Raw genomic sequence first — 25,522 nt, 5'->3', positions numbered from 1 at the left:
ATGCTGTACGGGTTTTCTCAGGTTATATTTCAGGGCGCGCTGGTCACCCTTGAGCTGGCGTTAAGTTCGGTTGTTCTGGCGGTGCTCATTGGCCTGGCAGGCGCCGGGGCCAGGCTTTCCAACAATCGTGCGCTGGCGCTAATTTCTGAAGGTTACACCACCTTAATCCGCGGCGTACCCGATCTGGTTCTGATGCTGCTGATTTTTTACGGATTGCAGATTGCGCTTAATAGCGTGACAGACGCACTTGGCCTGGCGCAATTTGATATCGACCCGATGGTGGCGGGGATTATCACACTGGGCTTTATTTATGGCGCCTATTTCACCGAAACTTTTCGTGGCGCCTTTCTGGCGGTGCCGAAAGGCCATATCGAAGCAGCGACAGCTTTTGGCTTCAGCGGCGGGCAAACCTTTCGTCGCATCTTATTCCCGGCGATGATGCGCTTTGCGCTGCCTGGAATAGGCAACAACTGGCAGGTGATCCTCAAGGCCACCGCGCTGGTTTCATTGCTGGGACTCGAAGATGTGGTGAAGGCGACGCAGTTGGCCGGTAAAAGTACCTGGCAGCCTTTCTATTTCGCTATCGTCTGCGGCCTGATTTATCTTGTATTTACCACGGTTTCCAATGGTGTGCTGCTGATGCTCGAACGCCGTTATTCTGTAGGCGTGAAGAGGGCTGACCTGTGATTGAAATTATTCAGGAGTACTGGAAATCCCTGTTGTGGACCGATGGCTACCGGTTTACCGGCGTGGCGATTACGCTCTGGTTGCTGATTTCTTCGGTGGTGATGGGAGGCATTCTGGCGGTTTTTCTCGCTATTGGCCGTGTCTCAAGCAATAAATACATTCAGTTTCCTGTCTGGCTGTTTACCTACATTTTTCGTGGTACGCCACTGTATGTGCAGTTGCTGGTGTTCTATTCAGGGATGTACACGCTGGAAATCGTCAAAGGAACAGAACTGCTGAACGCGTTCTTTCGCAGCGGCCTCAACTGTACGGTGCTGGCGCTGACGCTAAATACCTGCGCGTATACCACGGAGATTTTCGCCGGAGCGATTCGCTCGGTGCCAGCCGGAGAGATTGAGGCGGCGCGGGCGTATGGTTTTTCAGCGGTCAAAATGTATCGCTGCATTATTTTGCCTTCCGCGCTACGCATCGCTCTGCCTGCATACAGCAACGAAGTGATTTTGATGCTGCACTCCACCGCGCTGGCTTTTACCGCTACGGTGCCGGATCTGCTGAAAATCGCCCGTGATATCAACTCGGCAACTTACCAGCCGTTTACCGCCTTCGGTATTGCCGCTGTGCTGTATTTAATTATCTCGTATGTGCTGATTAGCTTGTTCCGTAAGGCGGAAAAGCGCTGGCTGCAGCATATCAAACCCTCTTCGACGCACTGAGAACGCCATGTCCGACAATAAATTAAATGTAATCGATCTGCATAAACGTTACGGCGAACAGGAGGTGCTGAAAGGCGTCTCGCTGCGGGCGGAAGCCGGGGACGTAATCAGTATTATTGGTTCATCAGGTTCCGGTAAAAGCACCTTTTTGCGCTGTATTAACTTTCTCGAAAAACCCAGTGAAGGCACGATTGTCGTTAACGGGCAAAATATTGGCCTGGTTCGTGATAAAGATGGCCAGTTGAAGGTTTCAGACAAGAACCAACTGCGTCTGCTGCGTACCCGATTGACAATGGTGTTTCAGCATTTCAATCTCTGGAGCCACATGACGGTGCTGGAAAACGTCATGGAGGCTCCGATTCAGGTGCTGGGATTGAGCAAACAGGACGCGCGCGACAGGGCGGTGAAATATCTGGCAAAAGTGGGTATTGATGAGCGCCAGCAGAGTAAATACCCGGTACACCTTTCAGGTGGCCAGCAGCAGCGCGTTTCCATTGCTCGTGCGCTGGCGATGGAGCCGGAGGTGTTGCTGTTTGATGAACCGACATCGGCCCTCGACCCGGAACTGGTGGGCGAGGTATTGCGTATTATGCAACAGTTAGCGGAAGAGGGGAAAACCATGGTCGTGGTGACTCATGAAATGGGGTTTGCCCGACATGTCTCTTCACACGTGATTTTCCTTCATCAGGGGAAGATTGAAGAAGAAGGGCATCCCGACGAGGTCTTCGGTAACCCAAAAAGTCAGCGCCTGCAGCAGTTCCTGAAAGGTTCGTTGAAGTAGTCATGCGGGTCAGTTAAGGGGCCGTCAGCCGGAGTGCGCGGTTCGGTTAAGTGGCGGTCAGGCGAACGCCTGAGGCGATTTTGAGGCTGACAATAGCGTCGGTTTTTTATGCGCTACAGCGGCGGGAGAGTTACAGCTTCAGCTCAGATTGCTGATAACGCGCGTTCTTTTCGCATTGCCCGGCGGCGCTTCGCTTGCGCAGGCCTGCGTGGAATACATAACTTTATGATATTGCTGGTTTTGTAGGTCGGGTAAGGCGTGATCCGCCACCCGACACGAAAACGGCACAATATGTGATGCCGGTTTGTCATCAGCGTTAGCCCAGGCTCACCGCAAGGGGCCGTGCATCTAAAACCTGGCGAGAACGCAGGCCCGCACCCATAACTGGCCGCCAGGTGAAGCCGGTCACAGGCGGTGGATATAACGAAGACCCTCGTATTTCTAGTGAACGGAACAGGCCACTAAGCTAAAAATGGGCGAAAACTAAACATATGCCATTTTCGCCTAACCCACTGCAAAAGCGATTGCCGCTGGATAACGTTCCGGCCAAATGAGGGGCGTTGAACTAGCCCAGCACATCGGCCAGGGCTTCATCCAGCTCGTACCAACGAAAGCCAAATCCGGAGGCTTCCAGCCGTTTTGGCAGCATGCGCTGACCGGTGAGCACCAGCACGGAAGATTCTCCCATCAGCAGCCGAATAGCCGCAGCCGGGACGCGGAAGATCGCCGGGCGGTTCAACGCATGACCCAGCGCGTGGGCAAACTGTTCGTTGCGCACCGGGTAAGGAGCGACCATATTAAACGGGCCGCGCAGGTCATTATCCAGTAGCCACAAAATGCCGTTGACCATATCGTCAATGTGGATCCACGCCATGTATTGTCTGCCGCTGCCAATCGGGCCGCCGAGGCCGAGCTTAAACGCTGGCGTCAGTTTGGCCAGAATACCGCCTCGCGGCGCCAGCACGATGCCGGTGCGCAGCAGGCAGACCCGGGTCTGCTCGTTTTGCGCTTCACAGGCGATCTGCTCCCAGCGGGCGCACAGTTTATGCGTAAATTCGTTATGCGGCGGCTCTTCTTCGGTCACCACCACTTCGCCGAGGTCGCCGTAATATCCGGCAGCGGAACCGCTAATCAGCACCGCTGGCGGCGTGTCGCTGGCATGAATCAGCGCGACCAGTCTTTGCGTGATATCCCAGCGGCTGTGGCACAGTCGCTGCTTTTGCTCTGCCGTCCAGCGTTTATTGGCGATAGGTTCGCCAGCCAGGTTAATGACGGCGTCAACGCCGTTGAGATTTGTCTGCCCTTCGAAATCGCGCCACAGAGTGACGCGCGAATCGAGCCGGGTTTTCGCCTTTTCAGGGCTGCGCGTTGAAACCGTTACGTCATGCCCCAGCGCTAATAACCGGGGGATAAGATGTCGGCCAATCAGGCCGGTGCCACCAGTAAGCAGAATTTTCATACTGCCTCCTAAGATGCGCCTACCGTCGCCAGCTCATGGTCATGGATACTGAATCGGCATAGCGCAATGCGTACAGTTTATCGATCTCTACTTCAGCATAGGTAACCCAGTGATGTTCGCATGCGATATTGAGCACATCCTGCGTTAATTTTTCCAGCAGGGAGAAGCGGTTATTCTCGATATGGCTAATGATGCGCTTGGTGATCGTACGGTAGTTCAACGCATCGTTAATATCTTCGCTGTTGCGGGATTTATCCGCCGGGTAGTGGATAGCGACGTTGACCACCACATCCTGGCGGTTGGCGATCTCTTCTTCTTTAATTCCAATAAAAGTACGCAGGCGCAGGTTCTTAATTCGAATAATGGCGTCTGGTTGAGACATTGCAGGCTTCCTCCGTGTAGTAATTTCCGCAATCATACATCAAAGCAGCGCCGGCGAGCAGAGGGTTAATTGGCTTGTATTTTCATGAGCGCTTCAACGGTGGCAGGACGCTGGCGAATACGCTCGAACCAGTTGTGTACTGCCGGGAAATTTGCCAGAGCGATGCGCTGACGCTGATGGGCATTAATCCACGGCCAGCAGGCAATATCGGCGATGCTGTAGTGGTTTCCGCCAAGCCAGGGACTCTCTCCAAGACGTCGGTTGAGGACGCCATACAGACGTTGCGTTTCCACCTGATAGCGCTCAATGGCGTAGGGAACCGCCTGCGGGGCAAAATGATTAAAGTGGTGATTCTGCCCGAGCATCGGCCCCAAACCGCCAACCTGCCAGAATAGCCATTGCAGCGTAACGTGACGCTCGCGAAGTTCACCGCTCAGTAGCTTGCCGGTTTTTTCTGCCAGATACAGCAGGATCTCTCCGGATTCAAACAGGTTTAACGGCGCACCGCCGTCGGCGGGGGCGTGATCAACGATCGCCGGGATCTTGTTATTCGGTGAGATAGCGAGAAATTGCGGACGAAACTGTTCTCCCTTGCTGATATCTACCCGAATCAGGCGATAGGCTAGCTGCGCTTCTTCGAGGAAAAGCGTGATTTTATTGCCATTGGGGGTGGGGGCATAGTAAAGATCGATCATGGCATCTCCCGCCGTTATTGCGCGCAAACTTTTCGAGTATAGGCGAAGGCGCCCGATTTGGCTGACGTGCCGGGTCTGTTATCGATTTCACCTCGCTCAAGTGGTTCAGGCAGAATCCTTATGGCGGCGTCGGTGACATCCTCTGAAAGACAGGATATGTTGATTCTTGTACCCTGACCTATTCGCTATTGAGGACACCATGAACCAGCCCGTCATTACCCTGTGGTCCGATGCCGATTTTTTTTCGCCGTACGTGATGTCAGTATATGTTGCGCTACGGGAAAAAAGCCTGCCTTTTACGCTGAAAACCGTCAATCTTAATCGCGGAGAACACTTACAGAGCGGCTGGAAGGGGTACTCTGCGACCCGTCGCGTCCCGTTGTTGGACGTCGACGCGTTCTCCCTGAGTGAATCTTCCGCAATTACTGAATATCTGGATGAGCGTTTCGCGCCGCCGGAGTGGGAGCGACTTTATCCGCATGACCTGCAAAAGCGCGCGCGGGCGCGTCAGGTGCAGGCCTGGCTCCGTAGCGACCTGATGCCGATTCGTGAAGAGCGTCCGACGACCGTGGTGTTTGCCGGCGCGAAGAAACCGCCGCTGAGTGAAGCCGGACGGAGAAGCGCTGAAAAATTGTTTGAAATCGCCAGCGGCTTGCTGGCCCACGGCCAGCAGAATCTGTTTGGCGAATGGTCTGTTGCCGATAGCGACCTGGCGTTGATGATCAACCGGTTGGTCCTGAACGGCGATGATGTCCCTGGCGCGCTGGCTGACTACGCCGCTTTCCAGTGGCAACGGGCGTCGGTTCAGCGCTTCCTCACACTGTCGGGCAAACATGCTGGCTGATAAGCCCTGGCAGTTCCGCTATTATAGGCGCATCGTAATGCGTGGAGATGGAATGTATGAAGCTGATGTTTGCATCGGATATCCACGGCTCTCTGCCCGCAACTGAGCGCGTTCTTGAACTGTTCGCACAACGCGGTGCGCAGTGGCTGGTGATCCTTGGCGACGTGCTGAATCACGGGCCGCGTAACGCTCTGCCTGAAGGGTATGCCCCTGCCCGGGTTGCGGAGAAGCTAAATGGCGTAGCGGAACGGGTGATTGCCGTGCGCGGCAACTGCGATAGCGAAGTTGATCAGATGCTGTTGCATTTCCCCATTACCGCCCCCTGGCAGCAGGTATTGAGCGTGCGAACGCGCCTGTTTTTGACGCACGGGCATCTGTATAGCCCGGATAATTTGCCTCCGCTTGCCGCTGGCGATGTGCTGGCTTATGGTCATACTCATATTCCGGTTGCCGAGAAGCGCGACGACATTTTTCTCTTCAATCCCGGCTCGGTCAGCATCCCTAAAGGGGGATTTGCCCCCAGCTACGGCTTCCTGAATGGGGGGCAATTGCAGGTTTTAGCACTCGATGATAATCAGGTTATTGCAGAGGTCGCGATTTACCCGTAATTTACCCCTCAACCATATAGACGCGCCGCGAGAGCGCTTTAAAAAGTAAGGTTTTCTGATGGCGGAACAGAATCATTTGGCAAGCACAGAGTGGGTCGATATTGTTAATGAAAACAATGAAGTGATAGCGCAATCCAGCCGTGAACAAATGCGTGCGGAGTGCCTGCGTCACCGGGCGACTTATATTGTTGTTCATGATGGGATGGGCAAAATACTTGTGCAGCGTCGTACCGAAACGAAGGATTTCCATCCGGGGATGCTGGACGCGACCGCCGGCGGCGTGGTGCAGGCTGATGAGCAAATGCTGGAGTCCGCGCGCCGTGAAGCGGAAGAGGAACTGGGTATTGCTGGCGTACCGTTTGCCGACCACGGTCAGTTCTACTACGAAGATAAATACTGCCGTGTCTGGGGCGCGCTGTTTAGCTGTGTATCACATGGGCCTTTCGCGCTGCAGGAAGAGGAAGTGAGTGAAGTGTGCTGGCTGACTCCGGAAGAGATCACCGCCCGCTGCGATGAGTTCACCCCCGATTCATTAAAGGCGCTGGCGCTGTGGATGACGCGTAATGCCAATAATGAGTCAGCGAAAGCCGAAAAACAGGAAGAGGCGGAGTAGCCGCCGCTACGCATTACTGACAACGTGCGCGCTTTTCGAATCGCCCGGCGGCGCCTGCGCGAGCCTGCATCGCGAATGCTGAAGGTCGTGCAGGCCGCATCAGGCGGAAATGCGAGCACATTATCCGATACCGCTTTGTCATCGGCCGCAGGCGGAGTAGCCGTTAACAGCTGTCCCGCATGCATAATCTGGAGGCGATAGGTTTTCTGTCGCGCCAGTTTCCCTCATTAAGGCGTTCCAGAAGCGTTTTCCCGGCTTCGATGCCAATTTTTTGATGCGGTACCGCCATAGTGGTCAATGGCGGCTGACAGACCCGGCTGACATCGCTATCCCCAAAGCCGACGATGGCTAAATCATCAGGCACTTTGATGTGTCGACGCTGGCACTCATACAGCGCCCCGCATGCCAGCTCATCGGAAACACAAACCAGCGCGTCGAGCTCCGGCCAGGCCAGCACAAATTCCGCGAGCTGTGATGCGCCAGTGGAAAAATTGGCGGGCAGCGCGGCGTTAATTACCCGGTTGGGGGACATATGGTGGCGCAGCATGGCTTTATACCACCCATGTAAATGCTGCTGAAAAATCCACTGTTCCTGATTGGCGCACAGCAGGGCGATATTCTGATAACCGCGGTGGATGAGCATTTCCGTAAGCTCGAACATCGCCGCTACGTAATCAATGCCGATATTCATGTCGATAGGATCGGCGCGCATCGCGCCTATTTCCATCACCGGAATTGAGGCGTTTTTCAGCCAGTGGCGCACCGTATCGCTGTGTTCAACGCTAAGCAGAATGGCGGCGGCGATGTTAGAGGCCAGTAGCGTTTCGAGCAATTTTTCTTCCTGCTCAAGACGGTGCTGCGATTCCGCCAGCATAATTTGATAACCTGCGGGTTGTAATACCTGTTGCAGCCCGGCGAACATTGCTGAGCAGCCCGCCTCTGCAAGATTGGGTACTACCATGGCAATGGTTCTTGAGGAGGCCGATGCCAGCGCGCTGGCGGCAAGATTAGGCATGTACCCGAGCTCCTGCACCGCCGCTTCGATTTTTTCTCGTAGCTTATCGGAAACCTGTTCGGGCGTACGGAGAGCGCGAGAGACGGTCATCGTACCTACACCAGCCAGTTGAGCAACATCGGCGATCGTCACCTTACCGGTGCTACGCCGTTTTCGGGTTAGAGACATACATATTCCTGCTAAACAGACGCTTTTTATTATCATCCATTGCTTCACCTGTCACGGAGTATACCCCTTAAACGGGCTTTTTTAGCGTCTTTTCATGCAACCAACCGGAATTGATAGCGCTATCACAATTTTGCATATTCTCTTTTGGTAGCGCTATCTTTGTGAACTTTATCGCAGATAACTATTGTCCGCTTGCCTACAGTTTGCTCATCTTTTTTGTTAAAAGATGAGGGGAAAAATGCTGAAGACATGGCTCTCAGATGCCACGATTACGCTGCGGCAGAGTGTAGAAACCTGGCCGCAGGCGCTGGAGATGTGCGCCCGCCCGCTGCTTGCAGCTGGCGTTATTGTGCCTGAATATGTGACGGCCATTATTGCGCAACACCATCAACTGGGGCCGTATTATGTACTGGCGCCAGGTCTGGCGATGCCGCATGCGCGACCAGAGGCGGGGGCGAAAGGTTTAGGGTTATCGTTACTGAAACTGGAACAGGGAGTGTCGTTTGGCGCCGAAGAGTTCGATCCGGTTGATATTATCATTATGCTTGCGGCACCGGATAAACATAGTCATATCGAAATGATTGCTGACCTCGCCGAACTATTTTCCAGTGAGGCAGATATGCATAAATTACATCAGGCAACGAGCCTGGAGGAGATAAAAAAAATAATCGCGCGCTTCTGACCTGATTTTAATATCTGATTTCTACCCATTACGCGCCTGCGTGATGCGAACGTACTCTACCCAAAAAAGGTGATAACAATGAAAATTATGGCAATTTGCGGTTCTGGCCTGGGCAGTAGTTTTATGGTTGAGATGAATATTAAAAAAGTCCTTAAAAAGCTCGAAATAGAGGCTGAAGTGGAACACTCCGATCTTTCGTCGGCAACACCAGGGGCGGCGGATTTGTTTGTGATGGCGAAAGATATCGCCGCCAGCGCCAGCGTGCCGGAAAGCCAGTTGGTGGTGATTAACAACATCATCGATATTAACGAACTCGAAGCGCAGTTGCGTGCCTGGTTTGCTAAACAATAACTATTTATAGCGAGGCGGATATGTTTATCCTTGAAACGCTGAATTTTGTTGTTGATATTCTCAAAGTTCCCTCAATACTCGTCGGATTAATTGCGTTAATTGGCCTTGTGGCGCAAAAAAAATCTTTTTCCGATGTTGTGAAGGGAACAATTAAAACGATATTAGGGTTTATTGTTCTGGGGGGCGGGGCGACGGTACTCGTTGGCTCGTTGAACCCGTTAGGAGGAATGTTTGAACATGCCTTTAATATTCAGGGCATTATTCCGAATAATGAAGCGATAGTTTCTATTGCCCTTGAGAAGTATGGCGCTTCAACCGCGCTGATTATGGCATTCGGGATGGTGGCGAATATTCTGGTTGCACGTTTTACGCGCCTGAAATACATCTTCCTGACCGGACATCATACTTTCTATATGGCCTGTATGATCGGCGTCATTCTTACCGTGGCGGGATTCGACGGCGTGGGACTGGTATTTACCGGCTCACTGATCCTCGGACTGGTGATGGCGTTCTTCCCGGCCCTGGCGCAGCGCTATATGAAGCGTATTACCGGTACGGATGATATTGCTTTCGGCCACTTTGGCACGCTGGGTTACGTCCTGTCGGGCTGGATCGGCAGCGTCTGCGGTAAAGGCTCGCGTTCAACCGAAGAGATGAATCTGCCGAAGAACCTGAGTTTCCTGCGTGACAGTTCTATCTCTATTTCCCTGACCATGATGATTATCTACCTGATTATGGCGGTCAGCGCAGGGCGTGAATATGTTGAAAGCACCTTCAGCGGCGGTCAGAACTATCTGGTATACGCCATCATTATGGCGATTACCTTCGCTGCCGGGGTATTTATCATTCTGCAGGGGGTTCGCCTGATTCTGGCGGAAATTGTACCGGCTTTTACCGGCTTCTCGGAAAAGCTGGTGCCTAACGCGCGTCCGGCGCTGGACTGTCCGGTGGTCTATCCCTACGCGCCTAATGCGGTGCTGATTGGTTTTCTGTTTAGCTTCCTCGGTGGATTAGTGGGGCTGTTCCTCTGCGGGCAATTTAAGTGGGTCCTGATTCTACCGGGCGTCGTGCCGCATTTCTTTACTGGCGCGACAGCCGGCGTGTTTGGCAATGCCACCGGCGGACGGCGCGGCGCGATGATCGGCGCGTTCGCTAACGGGCTGCTGATCACTTTCCTGCCGGTGCTGTTGTTGCCTGTACTGGGGGCGATTGGTTTTGCCAATACCACCTTCTCAGATGCTGATTTTGGCGCCGTGGGTATTGTGCTGGGGAATCTGGCCCGCTACCTGTCGCCGCTTGCCATTACCGGCCTTGTTGTCGTGTTGTTCGCGCTGCTGGTTGTCTACAACGTGTTGGCGAAAAAGAAATCTGTGGGCGGTAGCGCGCAGGAGAACACCGGAGCTAAATCATGAATGTGAAAGAAGTGACTGAACTGGCGCGTAATATTCGTCTCGCCACCCTGAAATCGCTGACCAATCTTGGTTTCGGGCACTATGGCGGCAGCATGTCGGTAGTGGAAACGCTGGCCGTGCTGTACGGCGCGGTGATGAAAATCGACCCGGCGGATCCGGACTGGCCAGAGCGTGATTATTTTGTGTTGTCAAAAGGCCATGCTGGCCCGGCGCTCTACAGTACGTTGGCGATTAAGGGATATTTCCCGATAGAGGAACTGAGTACGCTTAATCAGAATGGTACGCGCTTGCCAAGCCATCCGGACCGGCTGAAAACGCGCGGTGTGGATGCGACGACGGGGTCATTGGGGCAAGGGATTTCTATTGCTGGCGGGATGGCGTTGTCCCATAAGCTGGCGGGACGCGCGAATCGAGTATTTTGCATCGTCGGCGATGGCGAACTGAATGAAGGCCAGTGCTGGGAAGCGTTCCAGTTTATTGCCCACCACCGTCTGAATAATCTGACGGTGTTTGTTGACTGGAACAAGCTACAGCTTGACGGCAAGCTGGATGAAATTATTCGCGCTTTCAACCTGGAAGATAAATTCCGCGCCTTTGGTTTCGATGTTGTTACCGTCAAAGGCGATGACATACCCGGGCTGCTGGCTGCAGCGCAACCCGTTCCGCCGGTGGACGCGCGTCCGCGCGTGGTGATCCTGGACAGCATTAAAGGGCAGGGCGTGCCGTATCTTGAGAAGCTCAGTAATAGTCATCATTTGCGTCTGACGAAAGAGATGAAAGAGACGCTAAACGAGTTCATTCGCCAACGGGAGGCTGAGCATGATTAAGGTTGCACCAGCGGGACAAAAAGACGCAACGGAGATGCGCAAAATTTATGCCGCATTCGTCACCCGGCAAATCGAAGCTGGTCGCCCGATTATCGCCCTCGAAGCGGACCTGATGAGCTCCATGGCGATGGACGGCGTGGCGCGGGATTACCCACAGCACGTCATCAACTGCGGTATTATGGAAGCTAACGTGATTGGCACTGCTGCCGGGTTAGCGTTGACCGGGCGTAAACCGTTTGTGCACACCTTTACCGCTTTCGCCAGTCGGCGCTGTTTTGACCAGCTATTTATGTCACTGGATTATCAGCGCAATAATGTCAAGGTGATCGCCTCGGATGCCGGTATTACCGCGTGCCATAATGGCGGCACCCACATGTCTTTTGAAGATATGGGAATTGTGCGCGGTCTGGCACATTCAGTAGTGCTGGAAGTGACTGATGCAGTGATGTTTGAGGATATACTGCGTCAGCTTATCGATCTTGACGGCTTCTACTGGGTACGCACGATTCGCAAGCAGGCGTCGAGCGTGTATGCACCGGGGTCAACCTTTACCATCGGTAAGGGTAATGTTCTGCGTGAAGGGGATGATATCACTCTGATTGCCAACGGTATTATGGTGTCGGAGGCGCTGGAAGCGAGTCGTCAGCTTGCGCAGGAAGGCGTGAGCGCGGCAGTGATTGATATGTTTACCCTGAAACCCATCGATCGCATGCTGGTGAAAAACTACGCCGAGAAAACCGGGCGTATCGTGACTTGCGAAAACCACAGTATCCATAACGGACTGGGTTCGGCGGTGGCGGAAGTGCTGGTGGAAACCTGTCCGGTACCGATGCGTCGCGTGGGGGTAAAAGAACGTTATGGTCAGGTGGGGACGCAGGACTTTTTGCAGAAGGAGTATGGCCTCACGGCGCATGATATAGTCTCGGCGGCACGAGAGCTACTGTAAATAAAATGGCGACCCTGCTATATGGTCGCCATTTTTGCCGGGTCGCGTTTCGCGAATTCGGCCTGTAAAACGATAGACCCGGTCAGCGCTGCAGCCGGGTCTTTTAGCTTACTGCTGCTGAGCAGACTGAATCGCGGTCAGGGCGATGGTGTAGACGATATCGTCAACCAGCGCGCCGCGGGACAGGTCGTTCACCGGCTTACGCATCCCCTGCAGCATTGGCCCGATGGAGATCAGGTCGGCAGAACGCTGTACGGCTTTATAAGTGGTGTTACCGGTGTTCAGATCCGGGAAGATGAACACGGTAGCGCGACCGGCAACCGGAGAGTTCGGCGCTTTGGATTTCGCGACGTCAGCCATAACCGCAGCATCATACTGCAGCGGACCGTCGATCATCAGATCAGGACGTTTTTCCTGCGCCAGGCGTGTCGCTTCACGTACTTTCTCTACATCGCTACCTGCACCAGAGGTACCCGTAGAGTAGGAAAGCATCGCCACGCGCGGCTCAATGCCGAAGGCAGCGGCAGAGTCTGCGGACTGGATTGCGATTTCAGCCAGTTGCTCAGCGGTCGGATCCGGGTTGATCGCACAGTCGCCGTAAACGTAAACCTGTTCTGGCAACAGCATGAAGAACACGGAGGAGACCAGAGAACTACCCGGTGCGGTTTTGATCAACTGCAGCGGCGGACGAATGGTGTTGGCGGTGGTATGCACCGCGCCGGATACCAGACCATCAACTTCGTCCTGTTCCAGCATCAGCGTGCCGAGAACCACGTTATCTTCCAGTTGCTCACGGGCGACGGCTTCAGTCATGCCCTTGTTCTTACGCAGTTCGACCAGGCGGGCAACATAGCTTTCGCGCACCACTTCCGGGTCGACGATTTCGATACCGGTACCCAGTTCAACGCCCTGAGAGGCGGCAACACGGGTGATCTCATCCGGGTTACCCAGCAGCACGCAGGTTGCGATACCGCGCTCGGCGCAGATCGCCGCGGCTTTAACGGTGCGCGGTTCGTTACCTTCCGGCAGAACAACGCGCTTGCCTGCTTTACGCGCCAGCTCAGTGAGCTGATAACGGAAGGCGGGCGGGGAGAGACGACGGCTGCGCTCGGAGGTGGCGGTCAGGGATTCAATCCAGTCGGCATTGATATAGTTAGCTACGTACTCCTGAACTTTCTCGATACGCTCGTGATCGTCAACTGGTACTTCCAGATTGAAACTCTGCAGGCTCAGAGAGGTCTGCCAGGTATTGGTATTGACCATGAATACCGGCAGGCCGGTAGCAAATGCGCGCTCGCACAATTTGCTGATGCGCGCGTCCATTTCGTAGCCGCCGGTCAGCAAGATTGCGCCGATTTCCACACCATTCATCGCCGCCAGGCAGGCGGCGACCAGCACGTCAGGACGGTCAGCGGAGGTCACCAGCAGAGAGCCGGCGCGGAAGTGCTCCAGCATGTGCGGGATACTACGCGCACAGAAAGTGACTGACTTCACGCGACGGGTATTGATATCGCCTTCGTTGATGATGGTGGCATTCAGGTGATGAGCCATATCGATCGCACGGGTGGCGATCAGATCAAAGCTCCACGGCACTGCGCCCAGAACCGGCAATGAACTCCCGCTTTGCAACTGAGCGGGATCGATCTTCACGACTTTTGCTTTGGAAGAGTCATCGAAGATTTCCGACAGGTCAGGACGAGTGCGGCCCTGTTCGTCAACCGGCGCGTTCAGTTTGTTGACGATAACCCCGGTAATACTGGTGTTTTTTGCGCCGCCGAAACCGCTACGAGTCAGCTCAACGCGCTCTTTCAGTTGTTCCTGCGTATCGGTGCCCTGGGACATCACGAAGACGATTTCCGCATTCAGCGTTTTGGCGATTTCGTAGTTCAGCGACTGGGCAAACTGGTGTTTGCGGGTTGGCACCAGACCTTCAACCAGCACCACTTCCGCGTCCTGAGCGTTGGCGTGGTAGTTGGCGATGATCTCTTCCATCAGCACGTCTTTCTGATTGCTGGAGAGCAAGGACTCGACGTGGCTCATTTTCAACGGTTCTGCGGCCGGAAGGTCGGAGTTCGCGCGAATGATGGTTGTCGTCTGGTCAGGCGCATCGCCACCGGCACGTGGTTGCGCGATTGGTTTAAAGACGCTCAGACGAACGCCCTTACGTTCCATGGCACGGATAACACCGAGGCTGACGCTGGTCAGGCCTACGCTGGTTCCGGTAGGGATTAGCATGATTGTACGGGACACGATATATCCTCTTTCGTTACCGCCAGTATCAGGCGGGATACAAAACTACACCACCAGCTTCCCGTCATACTCAAGTTACATGTGCGTTGGCTTTGTTACTCGGCTCATCCATGAGCCTCTCCCTTACGGGTCGCCGCTACACGGCGTTCAAATCTGTTCCGGACAGATTTGTCGCTCACCCCAGTCACGTACTACTCGTACGCTCCTGGGGATTCTCTGCGTCGCCGCCTTCCTGCAACTCGAATTATTTAGGGTTATAGCTGGCGGTGTGGAATCAGGCGGTCAGACGGTGGGCGTCTTGCGCGATAACCAGTTCTTCGTTAGTCGGAATGACAACGGCCGGGCGAGTGCCTTCTTTGTTGATGAAGCCAGATTTGCCGAAACGGGCGGCCAGGTTACGTTCGTGATCAACTTCGAAGCCCAGTACGCCAAGTTTGCCGAGGGACAGCTCGCGAACCATCGCCGCGTTTTCGCCGATACCACCGGTAAACACAACCGCGTCGAGACGACCTTCCATTAGCGCGGTGTAGGAACCGATGTATTTTGCCAGACGATGACAGTAAACGTCCATTGCACGGCGAGCATCCGCTTTTTCCTGATAGTTGTCTTCAACATAGCGGCAGTCGCTGGTGACTTCGGTCAGACCGAGCAGGCCGGACTCTTTAGTCAGCATTTTGTTGATCGCGTCAACGCTCATGCCCAGCGTATCGTGCAGATGGAAAATGATTGCCGGGTCGATATCGCCTGAACGGGTTCCCATAACCAGACCTTCCAGCGGGGTCAGCCCCATGGAGGTATCAACGCATTTCCCGTTACGAATAGCGGAAACAGAGCCTCCGTTACCCAGGTGGCAGGTGATGATATTCAGCGTTTCAACCGGTTTGTTCAGAACTTTCGCGGCTTCCTGAGTCACATAAAAGTGGCTGGTGCCGTGTGCGCCGTAGCGGCGTATGCCGTGTTCTTTGTACAGGCTGTACGGCAGGGCGTAGAGGTAAGACTCTTCCGGCATCGTCTGATGGAAAGCGGTGTCGAATACGGCAACGTTTTTCTCTTTCAGGTGCGGGAATGACTTCAGCGCTTCCGCAATACCGATCAGGTGCGCCGGGTTATGCAGCGGAGCGAAAGACGCGGCGTCTTTGATCCCCTGAATGACGGAGTCATCGATCACGACGGAACGGGTGTATTTCTCGCCGCCATGAACGATGCGATGGCCAATTGCGGTCAACTGCGCAGACAGCTCTGGTTTTTGTGCCAGAATAGTGTTAACGATAAAGTTAAGCGCTTCACTGTGAGCGGCGCCAGCGCCTAAATCAGCCTCTTGTTTGCTGCCGTCCATTTTCCATTTGATACGCGCTTCCGGGAGATGGAAGCATTCGGCTAAACCGGACAGGTATTCGTCGCCGTTGAGGGCGTCAAGGATAGCAAATTTTAGTGAGGAGCTACCGCAGTTCAGAACCAGTACTAACTTACTCGACATGGAAGTACCTTTATGATGATACGTGGCTAAAAAAAACGTCAGAATGTCACAAAGCGTAGCGCAGGATGACATCGACATTTATGATTAACATCATGCCTTGTACTGTTTTAGGGCACGATGAGAGAAGTACATTTGATTTTATGCCATTTGCCTGATTTTCAGCCAATGGCAGAATATGCGATAATTTTACTAACCTGGTAAAAGGGTCTAACCGCCCCTTCAGGTGCGCACAGAATACCTGATTGACGCATCCATTGCCAAAATCTTTTGAACGTTGTCATGCATAGTTGGTGTTTTGCACAAATTTTTTAAGTTTTACATGTAAAGTTGAGGTGAGTCATGTCTGGTTCTGAGAAACGCCCTGTGAGTTTTTTTGGTCTGTTTCGCCACGGGCAGCACTATGCAAAGACCTGGCCTCTGGATAAACGCCTTGCCCCGGTATTTATCGAAAATCGCATTATTCGCGCGACTCGCTATGCGATCCGCATTATGCCGCCGGTAGCGGTTTTCACGCTGTGCTGGCAAATTGCGCTCGGCGGCCAGTTGGGGCCGGCGGTGGCTACCGCGCTGTTCGCATTGAGCCTGCCGATGCAGGGGTTATGGTGGCTTGGTAAGCGTTCGGTCACCCCTTTGCCGCCGTCGGTGCTGAACTGGTTTTACGAAGTGCGGGTTAAATTGCAAGAGGCGGGTCAGGCGCTGACGCCTGTCGATGGTAAGCCTGATTATCAGGCTTTAGCTGACACGCTTAAGCGTGCCTTCAAACAACTGGATAAAACTTTCCTTGATGATTTGTAATTGGATCAGGAAAACGCATATAAAAGAAGGCGCATAATTTATGCGCCTTCTTTTTTCACGCCGTAAAGTGCTACAGGAGTCAAAAATGGAAATGACCAATGCGCAACGTCTGATTTTGTCGAATCAGTACAAGATGATGACGATGCTCGACCCGGACAACGCCGAGCGTTACCGCCGTCTACAGACCATCATTGAGCGTGGATATGGGTTGCAGATGCGCGAGCTTGATCGCGAGTTTGGCCAGCTTACCGAGGAAACTTGCCGTACCATCATTGATATTATGGAGATGTATCATGCGCTGAATGTCTCCTGGACTAACCTGAAGGACGCCAGTGGCATTGATGAGCGTCGGGTAACTTTCCTTGGCTTTGATGTGGCCACCGAAGCGCGCTATCTCGGATATGTGCGTTTTATGGTTAATGTTGAAGGGCGCTACAGCCATTTTGATGCCGGGACGCATGGCTTCAACTCCCAGACGCCAATGTGGGAAAAATACCAGCGTATGCTGAGTACCTGGCACGCTTGCCCACGTCAGTATCACTTAAGCAGTAATGAAATTAATCAAATCATCAATGCCTGATGGAGGTTGCCGTGCAGTGTAAGGGGTTCCTGTTTGATCTTGACGGGACATTGGTTAATTCGTTGCCGGTGGTAGAGCGTTCCTGGTGTCGGTGGGCGGATCGATTCGGCATTGCCCACCATGACGTGCTGAGCTTCATTCATGGCAAACAGGCGATAACGTCGCTGCGTCATTTTCTCCCGGGGCGTAGCGAAGAGGAGATTCAGGCTGAGTTTGCCTGGCTGGAAAAGGTCGAAGCGACGGATACTGATGGCGTTACGGCGCTGCCCGGAGCGATCGCATTGCTCAATACTCTGGACAAAGCAGGCATTCCCTGGGCAATTGTGACTTCAGGTTCGATACCTGTCGCCCATGCCCGCCATCGTGCGGCAGGTCTGCCAGACGCCAACGTTTTTGTCACCGCTGAGTGCGTGAAGCATGGAAAACCCGCGCCGGACGCTTATCTGCTGGGCGCTGAATTGTTGGGTCTGGCGGCGGAACAGTGCGCCGTTGTGGAAGATGCCCCCGCCGGGCTGCTCTCCGGTCTGGCTGCGGGTTGCCGTACGATTGCGGTGAATGTCCCCGCCGACGCGCCGCGTCTTGATGAAGCGGATCTGGTGCTAACGACGCTTGAGAGCCTGGCGATCGAGCGTCTTCCTGACGGCAATGTGAATGTTATTCTAAAAGACTAATCTCATGATTTGGCCCCGCGTTGACGGGGCATTTTTATGCCAAACTTTCGACTCTATTTTCGGACAAGGATAAGTTGTGAACGGTGAATTGATCTGGGTGTTATCTCTGCTTGCCGTAGCCGTCGTGCTCTTTGCCACCGGGAAAGTACGCATGGACGCTATCGCATTGTTGGTGATTGTCGCTTTTATCCTCAGCAATACGCTAACCCTTAGCGAGGCTTTCTCGGGGTTTAGCGATCCCAACGTTATCCTTATCGCCGCGCTGTTTATCATCGGCGATGGTCTGGTACGCACCGGAGTCGCCAGCAAAATGGGGGCCTGGCTGGTGAAGGTGGCCGGTAACAGCGAAACAAAAATGCTGGTTTTTTTAATGCTGACCGTCGCCGGGCTGGGCGCCTTTATGAGTTCGACGGGCGTGGTAGCCATTTTTATCCCGGTGGTGCTTAGCGTTTCAATGCGCATGAATACCTCGCCTTCGCGGTTGATGATGCCGCTCAGCTTCGCCGGGCTGATTAGCGGGATGATGACGCTGGTCGCCACGCCGCCTAACCTGGTGGTCAATAGTGAGATGTTGCGTGAAGGGTTGCAGGGATTCGGCTTTTTCAGCGTGACGCCAATCGGCCTGGTGGTACTGGTGCTGGGCATTCTCTATATGCTGGTAATGCGCTTTATGCTGAAAGGAGAAGAGGGCGAGCAGGTGCGCGACGGCCGTAAACGGAGCACTTTTCGTGATTTAATCAAGGATTACCATCTGACAGGCAGGGCGCGCCGCCTGGCGATTCGTCCCGGTTCGCCGATGATTGGCCAGCGCCTGGATGACCTGAAGCTTCGCGAACGTTACGGGGCTAACGTTATCGGCGTTGAGCGCTGGAGGCGCTTTCGGCGAGTAATTGTTAACGTTAATGGGGTATCAGAATTCCGCGCCCGCGATGTTCTGCTGATTGATATGTCCGCTTCGGACGTGGATTTACGCCAGTTCTGCGGCGAGCAAATGCTGGAGCCCATGGTGCTTCGAGGCGAATATTTTTCCGATCAGGCGCTGGATGTGGGGATGGCGGAAGTTTCCCTTATTCCGGATTCCGAACTGGTGGGCAAGACGGTACGTGAGATCGCCTTTCGTACCCGTTTTGATCTCAATATCGTGGGCTTAAAGCGAGACGGTAAGGCCATTGATGGCGCGGTCATTGATGAAGCGCTACAGCTCGGCGATATTCTGCTGGTTGTGGGCAACTGGCGACAGATTGCCGCACTGGCTAAACGAGGGCGCGACTTCGTGGTGTTGAATATGCCAATTGAAGTCAACGATGCCTCTCCTGCGCACAGCCAGGCGCCACATGCAATATTCTGCCTGGTATTGATGGTCGCACTCATGCTTACCGACGAGATCCCCAATCCAATCGCGGCAATCATCGCCTGTTTATTGATGGGCAAATTTCGCTGTATTAATGCTGAGAGCGCGTATAAAGCGATTCACTGGCCGAGTATTATTTTGATTGTCGGGATGATGCCGTTTGCGCTGGCGTTGCAGAAAACAGGTGGTGTTGACCTGGTTGTCAGAGGTTTGATGGACGTGGCGGGCAGCAAAGGTCCCTATCTGATGCTGGCATGCCTGTTCGTGATGTGTGCGGCGATAGGTTTGTTTATTTCAAATACCGCGACTGCGGTGTTGATGGCGCCCATTGCGCTGGCGGCGGCCAGGTCGATGGACGTATCGCCTTATCCTTTTGCGATGGTGGTGGCGATGGCCGCATCGGCGGCGTTTATGACCCCGGTATCTTCTCCGGTGAATACTCTGGTGTTGGGGCCCGGTAAGTACACATTCAGCGATTTTGTGAAGATCGGCGTACCGTTCACTATACTGGTCATGGTGGTGTGCGTACTGCTGATTCCGGTACTGTTTCCGTTCTGATGAGTTTCCCGGTCAGCTGATACTGCCCGGGAAATTGGGATTCACAGCGGTGAATCCTGGCTGATTTCATCAAGCGAAAGATGGAAACTTGGTACAAATACTCGCATAAAATAGTCCATCTCCGGGCTGCGGCGTGATTCCAGCGTTTTCTCAAGGCGGCTTTTGGCCAGCAAAAACTCATTGTTACCCGCCGACAGCTCTTCAAGGCATTTCAGATAGGCGCATAACGCATCGGCTTGCTTAACGAGCGCTTTCTCTTCTTCGCTATAGTGACGCTCGTCAATTAGCGGAGCAAAAATATCCCGCAGTTCGTCAGGCACCATATCGACCAGCTTTTGCTGGGCGATTTTCTCAATGGCTTTGTACTCCTGAGCAATCTGCGAGTTGAAATATTTCACCGGGGTAGGGAGATCGCCGGTCAGGACTTCCGAAGCATCGTGGTACATCGCCAACAGCGTAATCCGTTCGGCGTTAACCTGACCGCCAAATTTTCGGTTCTTAATCGCCGCCAGTGCGTGAGCCACCATCGCGACCTGCAAACTGTGTTCGGATACGTTTTCTGTGCGCACATTGCGCATCAGCGGCCAGCGATTGATGAGTTTCAGGCGGGAAAGGTGGGCAAAAAAATGACTCTGACTCATAGGAACCCTTAATCAGTAACAACGTCGGGAGCCATTGTGCGCCGGGAATGCCGCCGGATGCAACAAGTCCCGGCGGCGGATCTGACGAAATCAGAGCTGATGATAACCGGAAAGGAAACGCCCGAAGCGGGTGATTGCCATTGCCAGTTCGTCTTCGCGAGGAAGGGTGACGATACGCACGTGATCCGGCCATGGCCAGTTAAAGGCGGTGCCCTGAACCAGCAGGACTTTCTCCTGCAGCAGGAAATCGAGCACCATCTTCTGGTCGTCATGGATATTAAAGCGTTTCGCGTCAATTTTCGGGAACATATACAGCGCGCCCTGCGGCCTGGTGCAGGAGACGCCGGGGATTTCGTTGATCAACTCCCAGGCGCGGTTACGCTGCTCGTACAGGCGACCGCCAGGTACAATAAATTCACTGATGCTCTGATAGCCGCCGAGGGCCGTTTGAATCGCGTGCTGGGCCGGGACATTAGCGCACAGGCGCATAGAGGCCAGCATCTCCAGGCCTTCGATATAACCTTTTGCGTGTTTCTTCGGGCCGTTAAGCACCATCCAGCCCTGGCGGAAACCGGCAACGCGGTAGGTTTTTGACAGGCCGTTAAAGGTCACGGTGAGCAGATCCGGCGCCAGCGGCGCAATTGAGTGGTGCTGCGCGTCATCGTAAAGGATCTTGTCGTAGATCTCATCGGCGAAAATAATCAGGTTATTTTCACGGGCGATCTCAACGATCTCCATCAGCAACTCTTTTGAGTACACCGCGCCGGTCGGGTTATTCGGGTTGATGATCACGATACCGCGGGTGCGCGGGGTGATTTTGGCGCGGATATCGTCGAGGTCCGGGAACCAGTCAGAAGATTCATCACAAAGATAGTGCACCGCTTTGCCACTGGAAAGCGCCACGGCGGCAGTCCACAGGGGATAATCTGGCGCAGGCACCAGCATTTCATCGCCGCTGTTCAGCAGCGCCTGCATAGCCTGGACGATCAGTTCGGAAACGCCGTTGCCGATATAAATATCTTCGACCGTAACATCTCGCATTCCACGCGCCTGGTAGTGTTGCATGATGGCCTTGCGTGCGGAATATAGACCCTTTGAGTCGCTATAACCCTGGGCGGTGGGGAGATTACGGATGACGTCAACGAGGATTTCGTCGGGGGCATCAAAGCCGAATGGCGCCGGGTTGCCGATGTTCAGCTTCAGGACTTTGTTGCCTTCTTCTTCAAGGCGTTTCGCTTCTTTCAGAACCGGGCCGCGGATATCGTAACAGACGTTATCTAATTTGCTGGATTTTTCGATGGGGGACATGAACCTTTGACCTTTTAGCTGTTAGTGCCACTCCCTGCCGTGGAAGTCAGCACGAAATAATGTACTCCCCATCCCGGTCATTTTGAAGGGTTAACAGGAGAAGATTTTGTCGTTTTTGTTTTTTTGGAGTAATCAATATTCCTGATGATTGTTGGTTTTGTTTGTGGATTATGCCTTTATATGGCTAGTTTGTGGTCATATGTTGTGATTTTTTTAATTTTTTCGAACAGTTATATGGTTTGTTGTCTTGAGGGGTGTCCGTTTGTTTTTACGTAAAAGAGTCACTTCTTTTTGCTAAACGTTTAATTCACAGGCTACAAGACTTTGTAACAAGCTTGCCTGATATTTTTAATAAAAGCATTTAATCGATGAGTAATTTTTATTTTATGCAAATAAAATTTTATCGGCTGTTAATTTAATTAATGCGTAGAATCGTGTTTAAAATGGGCGATAAGACAAGTTAATAACGCTTATAAATATTGTTTTTTTCGGTTAGAATATCATCGTTAATATTGATGCCAGGCAAGCCAGACAGCGGTTGTGATATTATTAATATATTGTTATTGCAGGTTTTTGTTTGTGTTGTTGAGTGCCGACATCAGTTTGGATGTTTGTGGTGCGTAAAAGGATGAGCGTTGAGGGTTATTTTTGCGCCGCGTCACAGTAAACGGCGTCAGCGTAATTAAACGCGCCAGGGTGTATCACAAAATATTACTCAGCGATTCCGTGCATTTGCGGCTGATGAGTGCTTTCAAAAGCAATACAGGCACGGACGGCGTTTCGAGCCCGGAGCGTACACGTAATACTCGTACGTGGGATTATTCGCTTCGCTCACCTTCAGGGCCGCACTGGTGTGCGTTCAACATCGAACGCATTTTGTTTGAGCGCTGTCCGAGTCAAAATGGCAAGTGAAACAGCCCTATGGGCCAGGCGCTCAGTCGCCTGTAAGTGAAGCCAATATGATAAATGAAAATCGCCCGATACTAAATTTAGACCTCGATCTGTTAAGAACCTTTGTTGCTGTCGCCGATCTCAACACATTTGCCGCTGCGGCTACTGCAGTACGCCGTACCCAGTCGGCAGTAAGCCAGCAAATGCAGAGGCTGGAGCAGCTGGTTGGAAAAGAGCTCTTTGCTCGTCATGGGCGCAATAAACTTCTGACGGAACAGGGCATTCAGCTACTGGGATACGCGCGGAAAATTCTGCGTTTTAATGATGAAGCCTGCATGTCGCTGATGTTCGGTAGTTTGCAGGGAACGCTCACGATCGGCGCATCTGATGAGACGGCGGAGACTATTTTGCCTTTCTTGTTGAACCGAATCGGCAGTTTTTATCCCAGGCTGACTCTCGAAATCAAAGCGCTCAATCATGTTGATGTTGAAAAGAGGCTGGCGAACGGGGCAATCGATCTTGCGTTGACCACCCAGCAGACAAGCGGTTATGAACAGATAAGGTTACGTACATCACCAACGTTATGGTACTGCGCAGCCGATTATATCCTGCCACAGGGCGAGTCTGTACCGCTGGTCCTGACCGATACGCCTGACACGCTCCGTGAAGCAATGATTACCGCCCTCAATGCCGCCCGGATCCCCTGGCATCTTGCCCACGCGGCGTCCTCAATCGCCGGCGTGAAAGCGGCGGTGAAAGCGGGTCTTGGCGTGACCGCGCAACCGGTAGAGATGATGGGGAGAGAGTTTCGGGTGCCCGGTAAGAGCGAAGGGTTACCCGGGCTGCCGGACACGCACTATATGCTGAGCTGTTATCCTCAGAAGGTCAGTGAGTTGGCGCGCGTCATTTTTCAGTCACTGAGCGCAGAACATCAACCGTGGTCTGTGCAGCGCGTTTATACCCCGGAAGGGGGAGAAGATCATCCCCTGTTTCATGAAGGGGAAAGTCCGACAAAAGGCACGAAATCTGGTAACAAAATGTAAGTGCGAAAAAGAACCACAAATGTGCGAAATGAACGCAGTGGTTCTTTTTTTCAATTTTTTTTGATGAATTACATGTTTTATTGGTTGTTTTTGATTGAAATCATACTGTTAATCTTCCTTTTCATCGTTTCGCCTCAATTTTTTCTGCACGTTTAATACTTCCTGCTAATGTTAAAAAACCGGATAGTTTGTTGCCGTTTTTTTGATTGAATTAACAAAACCGTGTCATAGATCAAGAAAATACCCCTACTTAGGGGGATGAATCGTGGCTAAATCCTGTCAAAATAGGCGGGTAATTTTGATTTACGGCGGAAACGGACACGATTCACCAGCACTAAATCCCTTCGATATGCAAGGCTACTTAGCAGAAAAGGGCATTTAATGTTAATGAAAAGAATCCAATGTAAATTAATGTTGTGAAAACTTTTGTTAAAGTTGACAAAAGGTTAACGAAAGGGGTAAAAAGCCACCGCAATTGGCCTTCCACATCAACAATCAAGGACGCTTTTTGCACGGCTATTTTTTTATTCCTCCCTGTGAAACGCTGTGGCGTTCATCTGCCGGTAAGAGCAGAGGGTTTTAGCGCTACACTTTTTTGGTTAAGCAATGCGTATGTCAACATCCACTGAAGTTATCGCTCATCATTGGGCATTCGCTATATTTCTCATTATTGCTATTGGTCTGTGCTGCCTGATGCTGGTTGGCGGCTGGTACCTCGGCGGACGCGCGCGGGCGCGTAGCAAAAACACGCCGTTTGAATCGGGGATCGACTCCGTTGGTTCTGCTCGCTTACGCCTTTCTGCGAAGTTTTATCTGGTAGCCATGTTCTTTGTCATCTTCGACGTGGAAGCCCTGTATCTCTACGCATGGTCGACTTCTATCCGTGAAAGCGGCTGGGTCGGCTTTGTGGAAGCCGCCATTTTCATTTTAGTGCTACTGGCTGGTCTGGTTTACCTCGTTCGTATCGGCGCACTGGACTGGACGCCTGCGCGTTCCCGTCGCACGCTGGTTAACCCGGAAACAGGCAGTCCCACTAACCGTCATACGCAGTAAAAGCGAGGCAATAAGATGGATTATACGCTCACCCGCATCGATCCTAACGGTGAGAACGACCGTTACCCCCTGCAAAAACAGGAGATCGTAACCGACCCCCTGGAGCAAGAAGTCAATAAAAGCGTGTATATGGGCAAACTCGAACACGCGTTGCATGACATGGTGAACTGGGGCCGTAAGAACTCAATCTGGCCTTACAACTTTGGCCTTTCTTGCTGCTACGTGGAAATGGTGACGTCATTCACAGCGGTGCATGACGTTGCGCGTTTTGGCGCAGAAGTATTGCGCGCCTCCCCGCGTCAGGCGGACCTGATGGTGGTGGCCGGGACCTGCTTTACCAAAATGGCCCCGGTCATTCAGCGCCTTTATGACCAGATGCTGGAGCCGAAGTGGGTTATCTCAATGGGCGCATGCGCCAACTCCGGCGGTATGTACGATATCTATTCCGTTGTGCAGGGCGTGGATAAATTTATTCCGGTTGATGTTTATATCCCGGGCTGTCCACCGCGTCCGGAGGCTTATATGCAGGCGCTGATGCTGCTACAGGAATCCATTGGTAAAGAACGTCGCCCGCTTTCGTGGGTGGTTGGCGATCAGGGCGTCTACCGCGCCAATATGCAATCGGAACGTGAGCGTAAACGCGGCGAACGTATTGCAGTGACCAATCTGCGGACGCCGGACGAGATTTAACTTGCGCCTGCGGGCGGGATAGCAACTTCGC

26 protein-coding genes are annotated in these 25,522 nt (G+C 53.0%); 18 read left to right on the top strand and 8 right to left on the bottom strand.

The features are described from left to right. Genes FN037_RS12035 through hisP form a run of 3 tightly spaced genes read left to right on the top strand, consistent with a single transcriptional unit; the run spans position 1 to position 2,181 of the window. Positions 1 to 687, top strand: a complete 687-nt coding sequence (locus tag FN037_RS12035) for a histidine ABC transporter permease HisQ (RefSeq protein WP_138361396.1) — start codon at positions 1 to 3, stop codon at positions 685 to 687. Then, positions 684 to 1,400, top strand: coding sequence for an ABC transporter permease (locus FN037_RS12030; RefSeq protein WP_138361395.1), 717 nt, complete (start codon positions 684 to 686; stop codon positions 1,398 to 1,400). Before FN037_RS12035 ends, FN037_RS12030 begins: the two co-directional genes overlap by 4 nt. 7 nt (positions 1,401 to 1,407) lie before the next feature. Continuing rightward, positions 1,408 to 2,181, top strand: coding sequence for a histidine ABC transporter ATP-binding protein HisP (gene hisP / locus FN037_RS12025; protein WP_138361394.1), 774 nt, complete (start codon positions 1,408 to 1,410; stop codon positions 2,179 to 2,181). Positions 2,182 to 2,746: 565 nt separating this feature from the next. Here the strand turns inward: hisP and FN037_RS12020 are convergent. The 3 genes from FN037_RS12020 to yfcG all read right to left on the bottom strand — a co-directional run bounded on the left by FN037_RS12020 (position 2,747) and on the right by yfcG (position 4,717). Continuing rightward, positions 2,747 to 3,640 (bottom strand): TIGR01777 family oxidoreductase, encoded by an 894-nt coding sequence (locus FN037_RS12020; protein ID WP_142502330.1) that lies wholly within the window; start codon positions 3,638 to 3,640, stop codon positions 2,747 to 2,749. Positions 3,641 to 3,659: 19 nt separating this feature from the next. After that, on the bottom strand, positions 3,660 to 4,022 hold the full coding sequence (gene folX / locus FN037_RS12015) for a dihydroneopterin triphosphate 2'-epimerase (RefSeq protein WP_138361392.1): 363 nt from the start codon (positions 4,020 to 4,022) through the stop codon (positions 3,660 to 3,662). Between the two features lie 65 nt (positions 4,023 to 4,087). Next, positions 4,088 to 4,717, bottom strand: a complete 630-nt coding sequence (yfcG, locus tag FN037_RS12010; protein ID WP_142502329.1) for a GSH-dependent disulfide bond oxidoreductase — start codon at positions 4,715 to 4,717, stop codon at positions 4,088 to 4,090. A 199-nt stretch (positions 4,718 to 4,916) separates the two neighbouring features. Here yfcG and yfcF point away from each other — a divergent pair, with 199 nt between their 5' ends. Genes yfcF through yfcD form a run of 3 tightly spaced genes read left to right on the top strand, consistent with a single transcriptional unit; the run spans position 4,917 to position 6,782 of the window. Beyond that, positions 4,917 to 5,561, top strand: a complete 645-nt coding sequence (gene yfcF / locus FN037_RS12005; RefSeq protein ID WP_138361390.1) for a glutathione transferase — start codon at positions 4,917 to 4,919, stop codon at positions 5,559 to 5,561. A gap of 56 nt (positions 5,562 to 5,617) precedes the next feature. Beyond that, a complete protein-coding gene (yfcE, locus tag FN037_RS12000; RefSeq protein ID WP_142502328.1) occupies positions 5,618 to 6,169 on the top strand; it encodes a phosphodiesterase in 552 nt (183 codons plus the stop codon). A gap of 58 nt (positions 6,170 to 6,227) precedes the next feature. Further along, entirely contained in the window at positions 6,228 to 6,782 is a 555-nt protein-coding gene (gene yfcD / locus FN037_RS11995; protein WP_142502327.1) for an NUDIX hydrolase YfcD, read from the top strand. A 163-nt stretch (positions 6,783 to 6,945) separates the two neighbouring features. Here the strand turns inward: yfcD and FN037_RS11990 are convergent, their stop codons facing one another. After that, positions 6,946 to 7,965 carry a LacI family DNA-binding transcriptional regulator gene (locus FN037_RS11990; RefSeq protein WP_138361387.1) on the bottom strand — a complete coding sequence of 340 codons (1,020 nt, stop codon included), beginning with the start codon at positions 7,963 to 7,965 and terminating at the stop codon, positions 6,946 to 6,948. Between the two features lie 238 nt (positions 7,966 to 8,203). Between FN037_RS11990 and FN037_RS11985 the strand changes: the two genes are divergently transcribed. The 5 genes from FN037_RS11985 to FN037_RS11965 all read left to right on the top strand — a co-directional run bounded on the left by FN037_RS11985 (position 8,204) and on the right by FN037_RS11965 (position 12,183). Further along, a complete protein-coding gene (locus FN037_RS11985) occupies positions 8,204 to 8,647 on the top strand; it encodes a PTS sugar transporter subunit IIA (protein ID WP_142502326.1) in 444 nt (147 codons plus the stop codon). Between the two features lie 78 nt (positions 8,648 to 8,725). Further along, positions 8,726 to 8,998 (top strand): PTS sugar transporter subunit IIB, encoded by a 273-nt coding sequence (locus tag FN037_RS11980; protein WP_138361385.1) that lies wholly within the window; start codon positions 8,726 to 8,728, stop codon positions 8,996 to 8,998. Positions 8,999 to 9,018: 20 nt separating this feature from the next. After that, entirely contained in the window at positions 9,019 to 10,410 is a 1,392-nt protein-coding gene (locus FN037_RS11975; RefSeq protein WP_138361384.1) for a PTS ascorbate transporter subunit IIC, read from the top strand. Next, on the top strand, positions 10,407 to 11,237 hold the full coding sequence (locus FN037_RS11970; protein ID WP_138361383.1) for a transketolase: 831 nt from the start codon (positions 10,407 to 10,409) through the stop codon (positions 11,235 to 11,237). The genes FN037_RS11975 and FN037_RS11970 overlap by 4 nt, the downstream gene beginning before the upstream one ends. Beyond that, positions 11,230 to 12,183 (top strand): transketolase family protein, encoded by a 954-nt coding sequence (locus tag FN037_RS11965; RefSeq protein WP_142502325.1) that lies wholly within the window; start codon positions 11,230 to 11,232, stop codon positions 12,181 to 12,183. Before FN037_RS11970 ends, FN037_RS11965 begins: the two co-directional genes overlap by 8 nt. 108 nt (positions 12,184 to 12,291) lie before the next feature. On the opposite strand, the gene pta is transcribed toward FN037_RS11965, so the two are convergent. Both pta and ackA read right to left on the bottom strand, forming a co-directional pair. Continuing rightward, on the bottom strand, positions 12,292 to 14,433 hold the full coding sequence (gene pta / locus FN037_RS11960; RefSeq protein WP_138361381.1) for a phosphate acetyltransferase: 2,142 nt from the start codon (positions 14,431 to 14,433) through the stop codon (positions 12,292 to 12,294). A 274-nt stretch (positions 14,434 to 14,707) separates the two neighbouring features. Beyond that, on the bottom strand, positions 14,708 to 15,910 hold the full coding sequence (gene ackA / locus FN037_RS11955) for an acetate kinase (protein ID WP_138361380.1): 1,203 nt from the start codon (positions 15,908 to 15,910) through the stop codon (positions 14,708 to 14,710). Positions 15,911 to 16,249: 339 nt separating this feature from the next. On the opposite strand from ackA, the gene yfbV reads away from it, so the two are divergent. The 4 genes from yfbV (at position 16,250) to FN037_RS11935 (ending at position 19,865) form a co-directional block, all read left to right on the top strand. After that, positions 16,250 to 16,705 (top strand): terminus macrodomain insulation protein YfbV, encoded by a 456-nt coding sequence (yfbV, locus tag FN037_RS11950; protein ID WP_138361379.1) that lies wholly within the window; start codon positions 16,250 to 16,252, stop codon positions 16,703 to 16,705. A gap of 85 nt (positions 16,706 to 16,790) precedes the next feature. After that, positions 16,791 to 17,285 carry a YfbU family protein gene (locus tag FN037_RS11945; protein ID WP_138361378.1) on the top strand — a complete coding sequence of 165 codons (495 nt, stop codon included), beginning with the start codon at positions 16,791 to 16,793 and terminating at the stop codon, positions 17,283 to 17,285. A gap of 11 nt (positions 17,286 to 17,296) precedes the next feature. Further along, positions 17,297 to 17,956: a sugar phosphatase gene (locus FN037_RS11940; protein ID WP_142502324.1), complete on the top strand. Its 660-nt coding sequence runs from the start codon at positions 17,297 to 17,299 to the stop codon at positions 17,954 to 17,956. A 76-nt stretch (positions 17,957 to 18,032) separates the two neighbouring features. Then, positions 18,033 to 19,865: an SLC13 family permease gene (locus FN037_RS11935; protein WP_142502323.1), complete on the top strand. Its 1,833-nt coding sequence runs from the start codon at positions 18,033 to 18,035 to the stop codon at positions 19,863 to 19,865. A gap of 41 nt (positions 19,866 to 19,906) precedes the next feature. Here FN037_RS11935 and yfbR read toward each other — a convergent pair whose 3' ends face one another. Both yfbR and alaA read right to left on the bottom strand, forming a co-directional pair. After that, on the bottom strand, positions 19,907 to 20,506 hold the full coding sequence (gene yfbR, locus FN037_RS11930; protein WP_138361375.1) for a 5'-deoxynucleotidase: 600 nt from the start codon (positions 20,504 to 20,506) through the stop codon (positions 19,907 to 19,909). Positions 20,507 to 20,596: 90 nt separating this feature from the next. After that, positions 20,597 to 21,814 (bottom strand): alanine transaminase AlaA, encoded by a 1,218-nt coding sequence (gene alaA, locus FN037_RS11925; protein ID WP_138361374.1) that lies wholly within the window; start codon positions 21,812 to 21,814, stop codon positions 20,597 to 20,599. A 959-nt stretch (positions 21,815 to 22,773) separates the two neighbouring features. Here alaA and FN037_RS11920 point away from each other — a divergent pair. The 3 genes from FN037_RS11920 to nuoB all read left to right on the top strand — a co-directional run bounded on the left by FN037_RS11920 (position 22,774) and on the right by nuoB (position 25,491). Beyond that, positions 22,774 to 23,748 (top strand): LysR family transcriptional regulator, encoded by a 975-nt coding sequence (locus FN037_RS11920; protein WP_142502322.1) that lies wholly within the window; start codon positions 22,774 to 22,776, stop codon positions 23,746 to 23,748. Positions 23,749 to 24,354: 606 nt separating this feature from the next. After that, positions 24,355 to 24,801, top strand: coding sequence for an NADH-quinone oxidoreductase subunit NuoA (gene nuoA / locus FN037_RS11910; protein ID WP_138361371.1), 447 nt, complete (start codon positions 24,355 to 24,357; stop codon positions 24,799 to 24,801). Between the two features lie 15 nt (positions 24,802 to 24,816). Further along, positions 24,817 to 25,491: an NADH-quinone oxidoreductase subunit NuoB gene (nuoB, locus tag FN037_RS11905; protein WP_002913178.1), complete on the top strand. Its 675-nt coding sequence runs from the start codon at positions 24,817 to 24,819 to the stop codon at positions 25,489 to 25,491. Positions 25,492 to 25,522 lie beyond the last annotated feature (31 nt).

The organism is Klebsiella sp. 2680, from assembly GCF_900198535.1.
In the GTDB taxonomy this organism is placed as follows: domain Bacteria; phylum Pseudomonadota; class Gammaproteobacteria; order Enterobacterales; family Enterobacteriaceae; genus Klebsiella; species Klebsiella indica.
The sequence above is the reverse complement of the archived record's forward strand: the minus strand, read 5'-3'. Positions and strand labels throughout refer to the sequence as shown.

What these genes read in the sequence shown, in the direction of transcription:
- FN037_RS12035 (WP_138361396.1), top strand. Translation starts at nt 1, where the DNA reads ATGCTGTACGGGTTTTCTCAGGTTATATTTCAGGGCGCGCTGGTCACC.
- hisP (WP_138361394.1), top strand. Translation starts at nt 1,408, where the DNA reads ATGTCCGACAATAAATTAAATGTAATCGATCTGCATAAACGTTACGGC.
- FN037_RS12020 (WP_142502330.1), bottom strand. Translation starts at nt 3,640, where the DNA reads ATGAAAATTCTGCTTACTGGTGGCACCGGCCTGATTGGCCGACATCTT.
- folX (WP_138361392.1), bottom strand. Translation starts at nt 4,022, where the DNA reads ATGTCTCAACCAGACGCCATTATTCGAATTAAGAACCTGCGCCTGCGT.
- yfcG (WP_142502329.1), bottom strand. Translation starts at nt 4,717, where the DNA reads ATGATCGATCTTTACTATGCCCCCACCCCCAATGGCAATAAAATCACG.
- yfcF (WP_138361390.1), top strand. Translation starts at nt 4,917, where the DNA reads ATGAACCAGCCCGTCATTACCCTGTGGTCCGATGCCGATTTTTTTTCG.
- yfcE (WP_142502328.1), top strand. Translation starts at nt 5,618, where the DNA reads ATGAAGCTGATGTTTGCATCGGATATCCACGGCTCTCTGCCCGCAACT.
- yfcD (WP_142502327.1), top strand. Translation starts at nt 6,228, where the DNA reads ATGGCGGAACAGAATCATTTGGCAAGCACAGAGTGGGTCGATATTGTT.
- FN037_RS11990 (WP_138361387.1), bottom strand. Translation starts at nt 7,965, where the DNA reads ATGTCTCTAACCCGAAAACGGCGTAGCACCGGTAAGGTGACGATCGCC.
- FN037_RS11985 (WP_142502326.1), top strand. Translation starts at nt 8,204, where the DNA reads ATGCTGAAGACATGGCTCTCAGATGCCACGATTACGCTGCGGCAGAGT.
- FN037_RS11980 (WP_138361385.1), top strand. Translation starts at nt 8,726, where the DNA reads ATGAAAATTATGGCAATTTGCGGTTCTGGCCTGGGCAGTAGTTTTATG.
- FN037_RS11975 (WP_138361384.1), top strand. Translation starts at nt 9,019, where the DNA reads ATGTTTATCCTTGAAACGCTGAATTTTGTTGTTGATATTCTCAAAGTT.
- FN037_RS11970 (WP_138361383.1), top strand. Translation starts at nt 10,407, where the DNA reads ATGAATGTGAAAGAAGTGACTGAACTGGCGCGTAATATTCGTCTCGCC.
- FN037_RS11965 (WP_142502325.1), top strand. Translation starts at nt 11,230, where the DNA reads ATGATTAAGGTTGCACCAGCGGGACAAAAAGACGCAACGGAGATGCGC.
- ackA (WP_138361380.1), bottom strand. Translation starts at nt 15,910, where the DNA reads ATGTCGAGTAAGTTAGTACTGGTTCTGAACTGCGGTAGCTCCTCACTA.
- yfbV (WP_138361379.1), top strand. Translation starts at nt 16,250, where the DNA reads ATGTCTGGTTCTGAGAAACGCCCTGTGAGTTTTTTTGGTCTGTTTCGC.
- FN037_RS11945 (WP_138361378.1), top strand. Translation starts at nt 16,791, where the DNA reads ATGGAAATGACCAATGCGCAACGTCTGATTTTGTCGAATCAGTACAAG.
- yfbR (WP_138361375.1), bottom strand. Translation starts at nt 20,506, where the DNA reads ATGAGTCAGAGTCATTTTTTTGCCCACCTTTCCCGCCTGAAACTCATC.
- alaA (WP_138361374.1), bottom strand. Translation starts at nt 21,814, where the DNA reads ATGTCCCCCATCGAAAAATCCAGCAAATTAGATAACGTCTGTTACGAT.
- FN037_RS11920 (WP_142502322.1), top strand. Translation starts at nt 22,774, where the DNA reads ATGATAAATGAAAATCGCCCGATACTAAATTTAGACCTCGATCTGTTA.
- nuoA (WP_138361371.1), top strand. Translation starts at nt 24,355, where the DNA reads ATGCGTATGTCAACATCCACTGAAGTTATCGCTCATCATTGGGCATTC.
- nuoB (WP_002913178.1), top strand. Translation starts at nt 24,817, where the DNA reads ATGGATTATACGCTCACCCGCATCGATCCTAACGGTGAGAACGACCGT.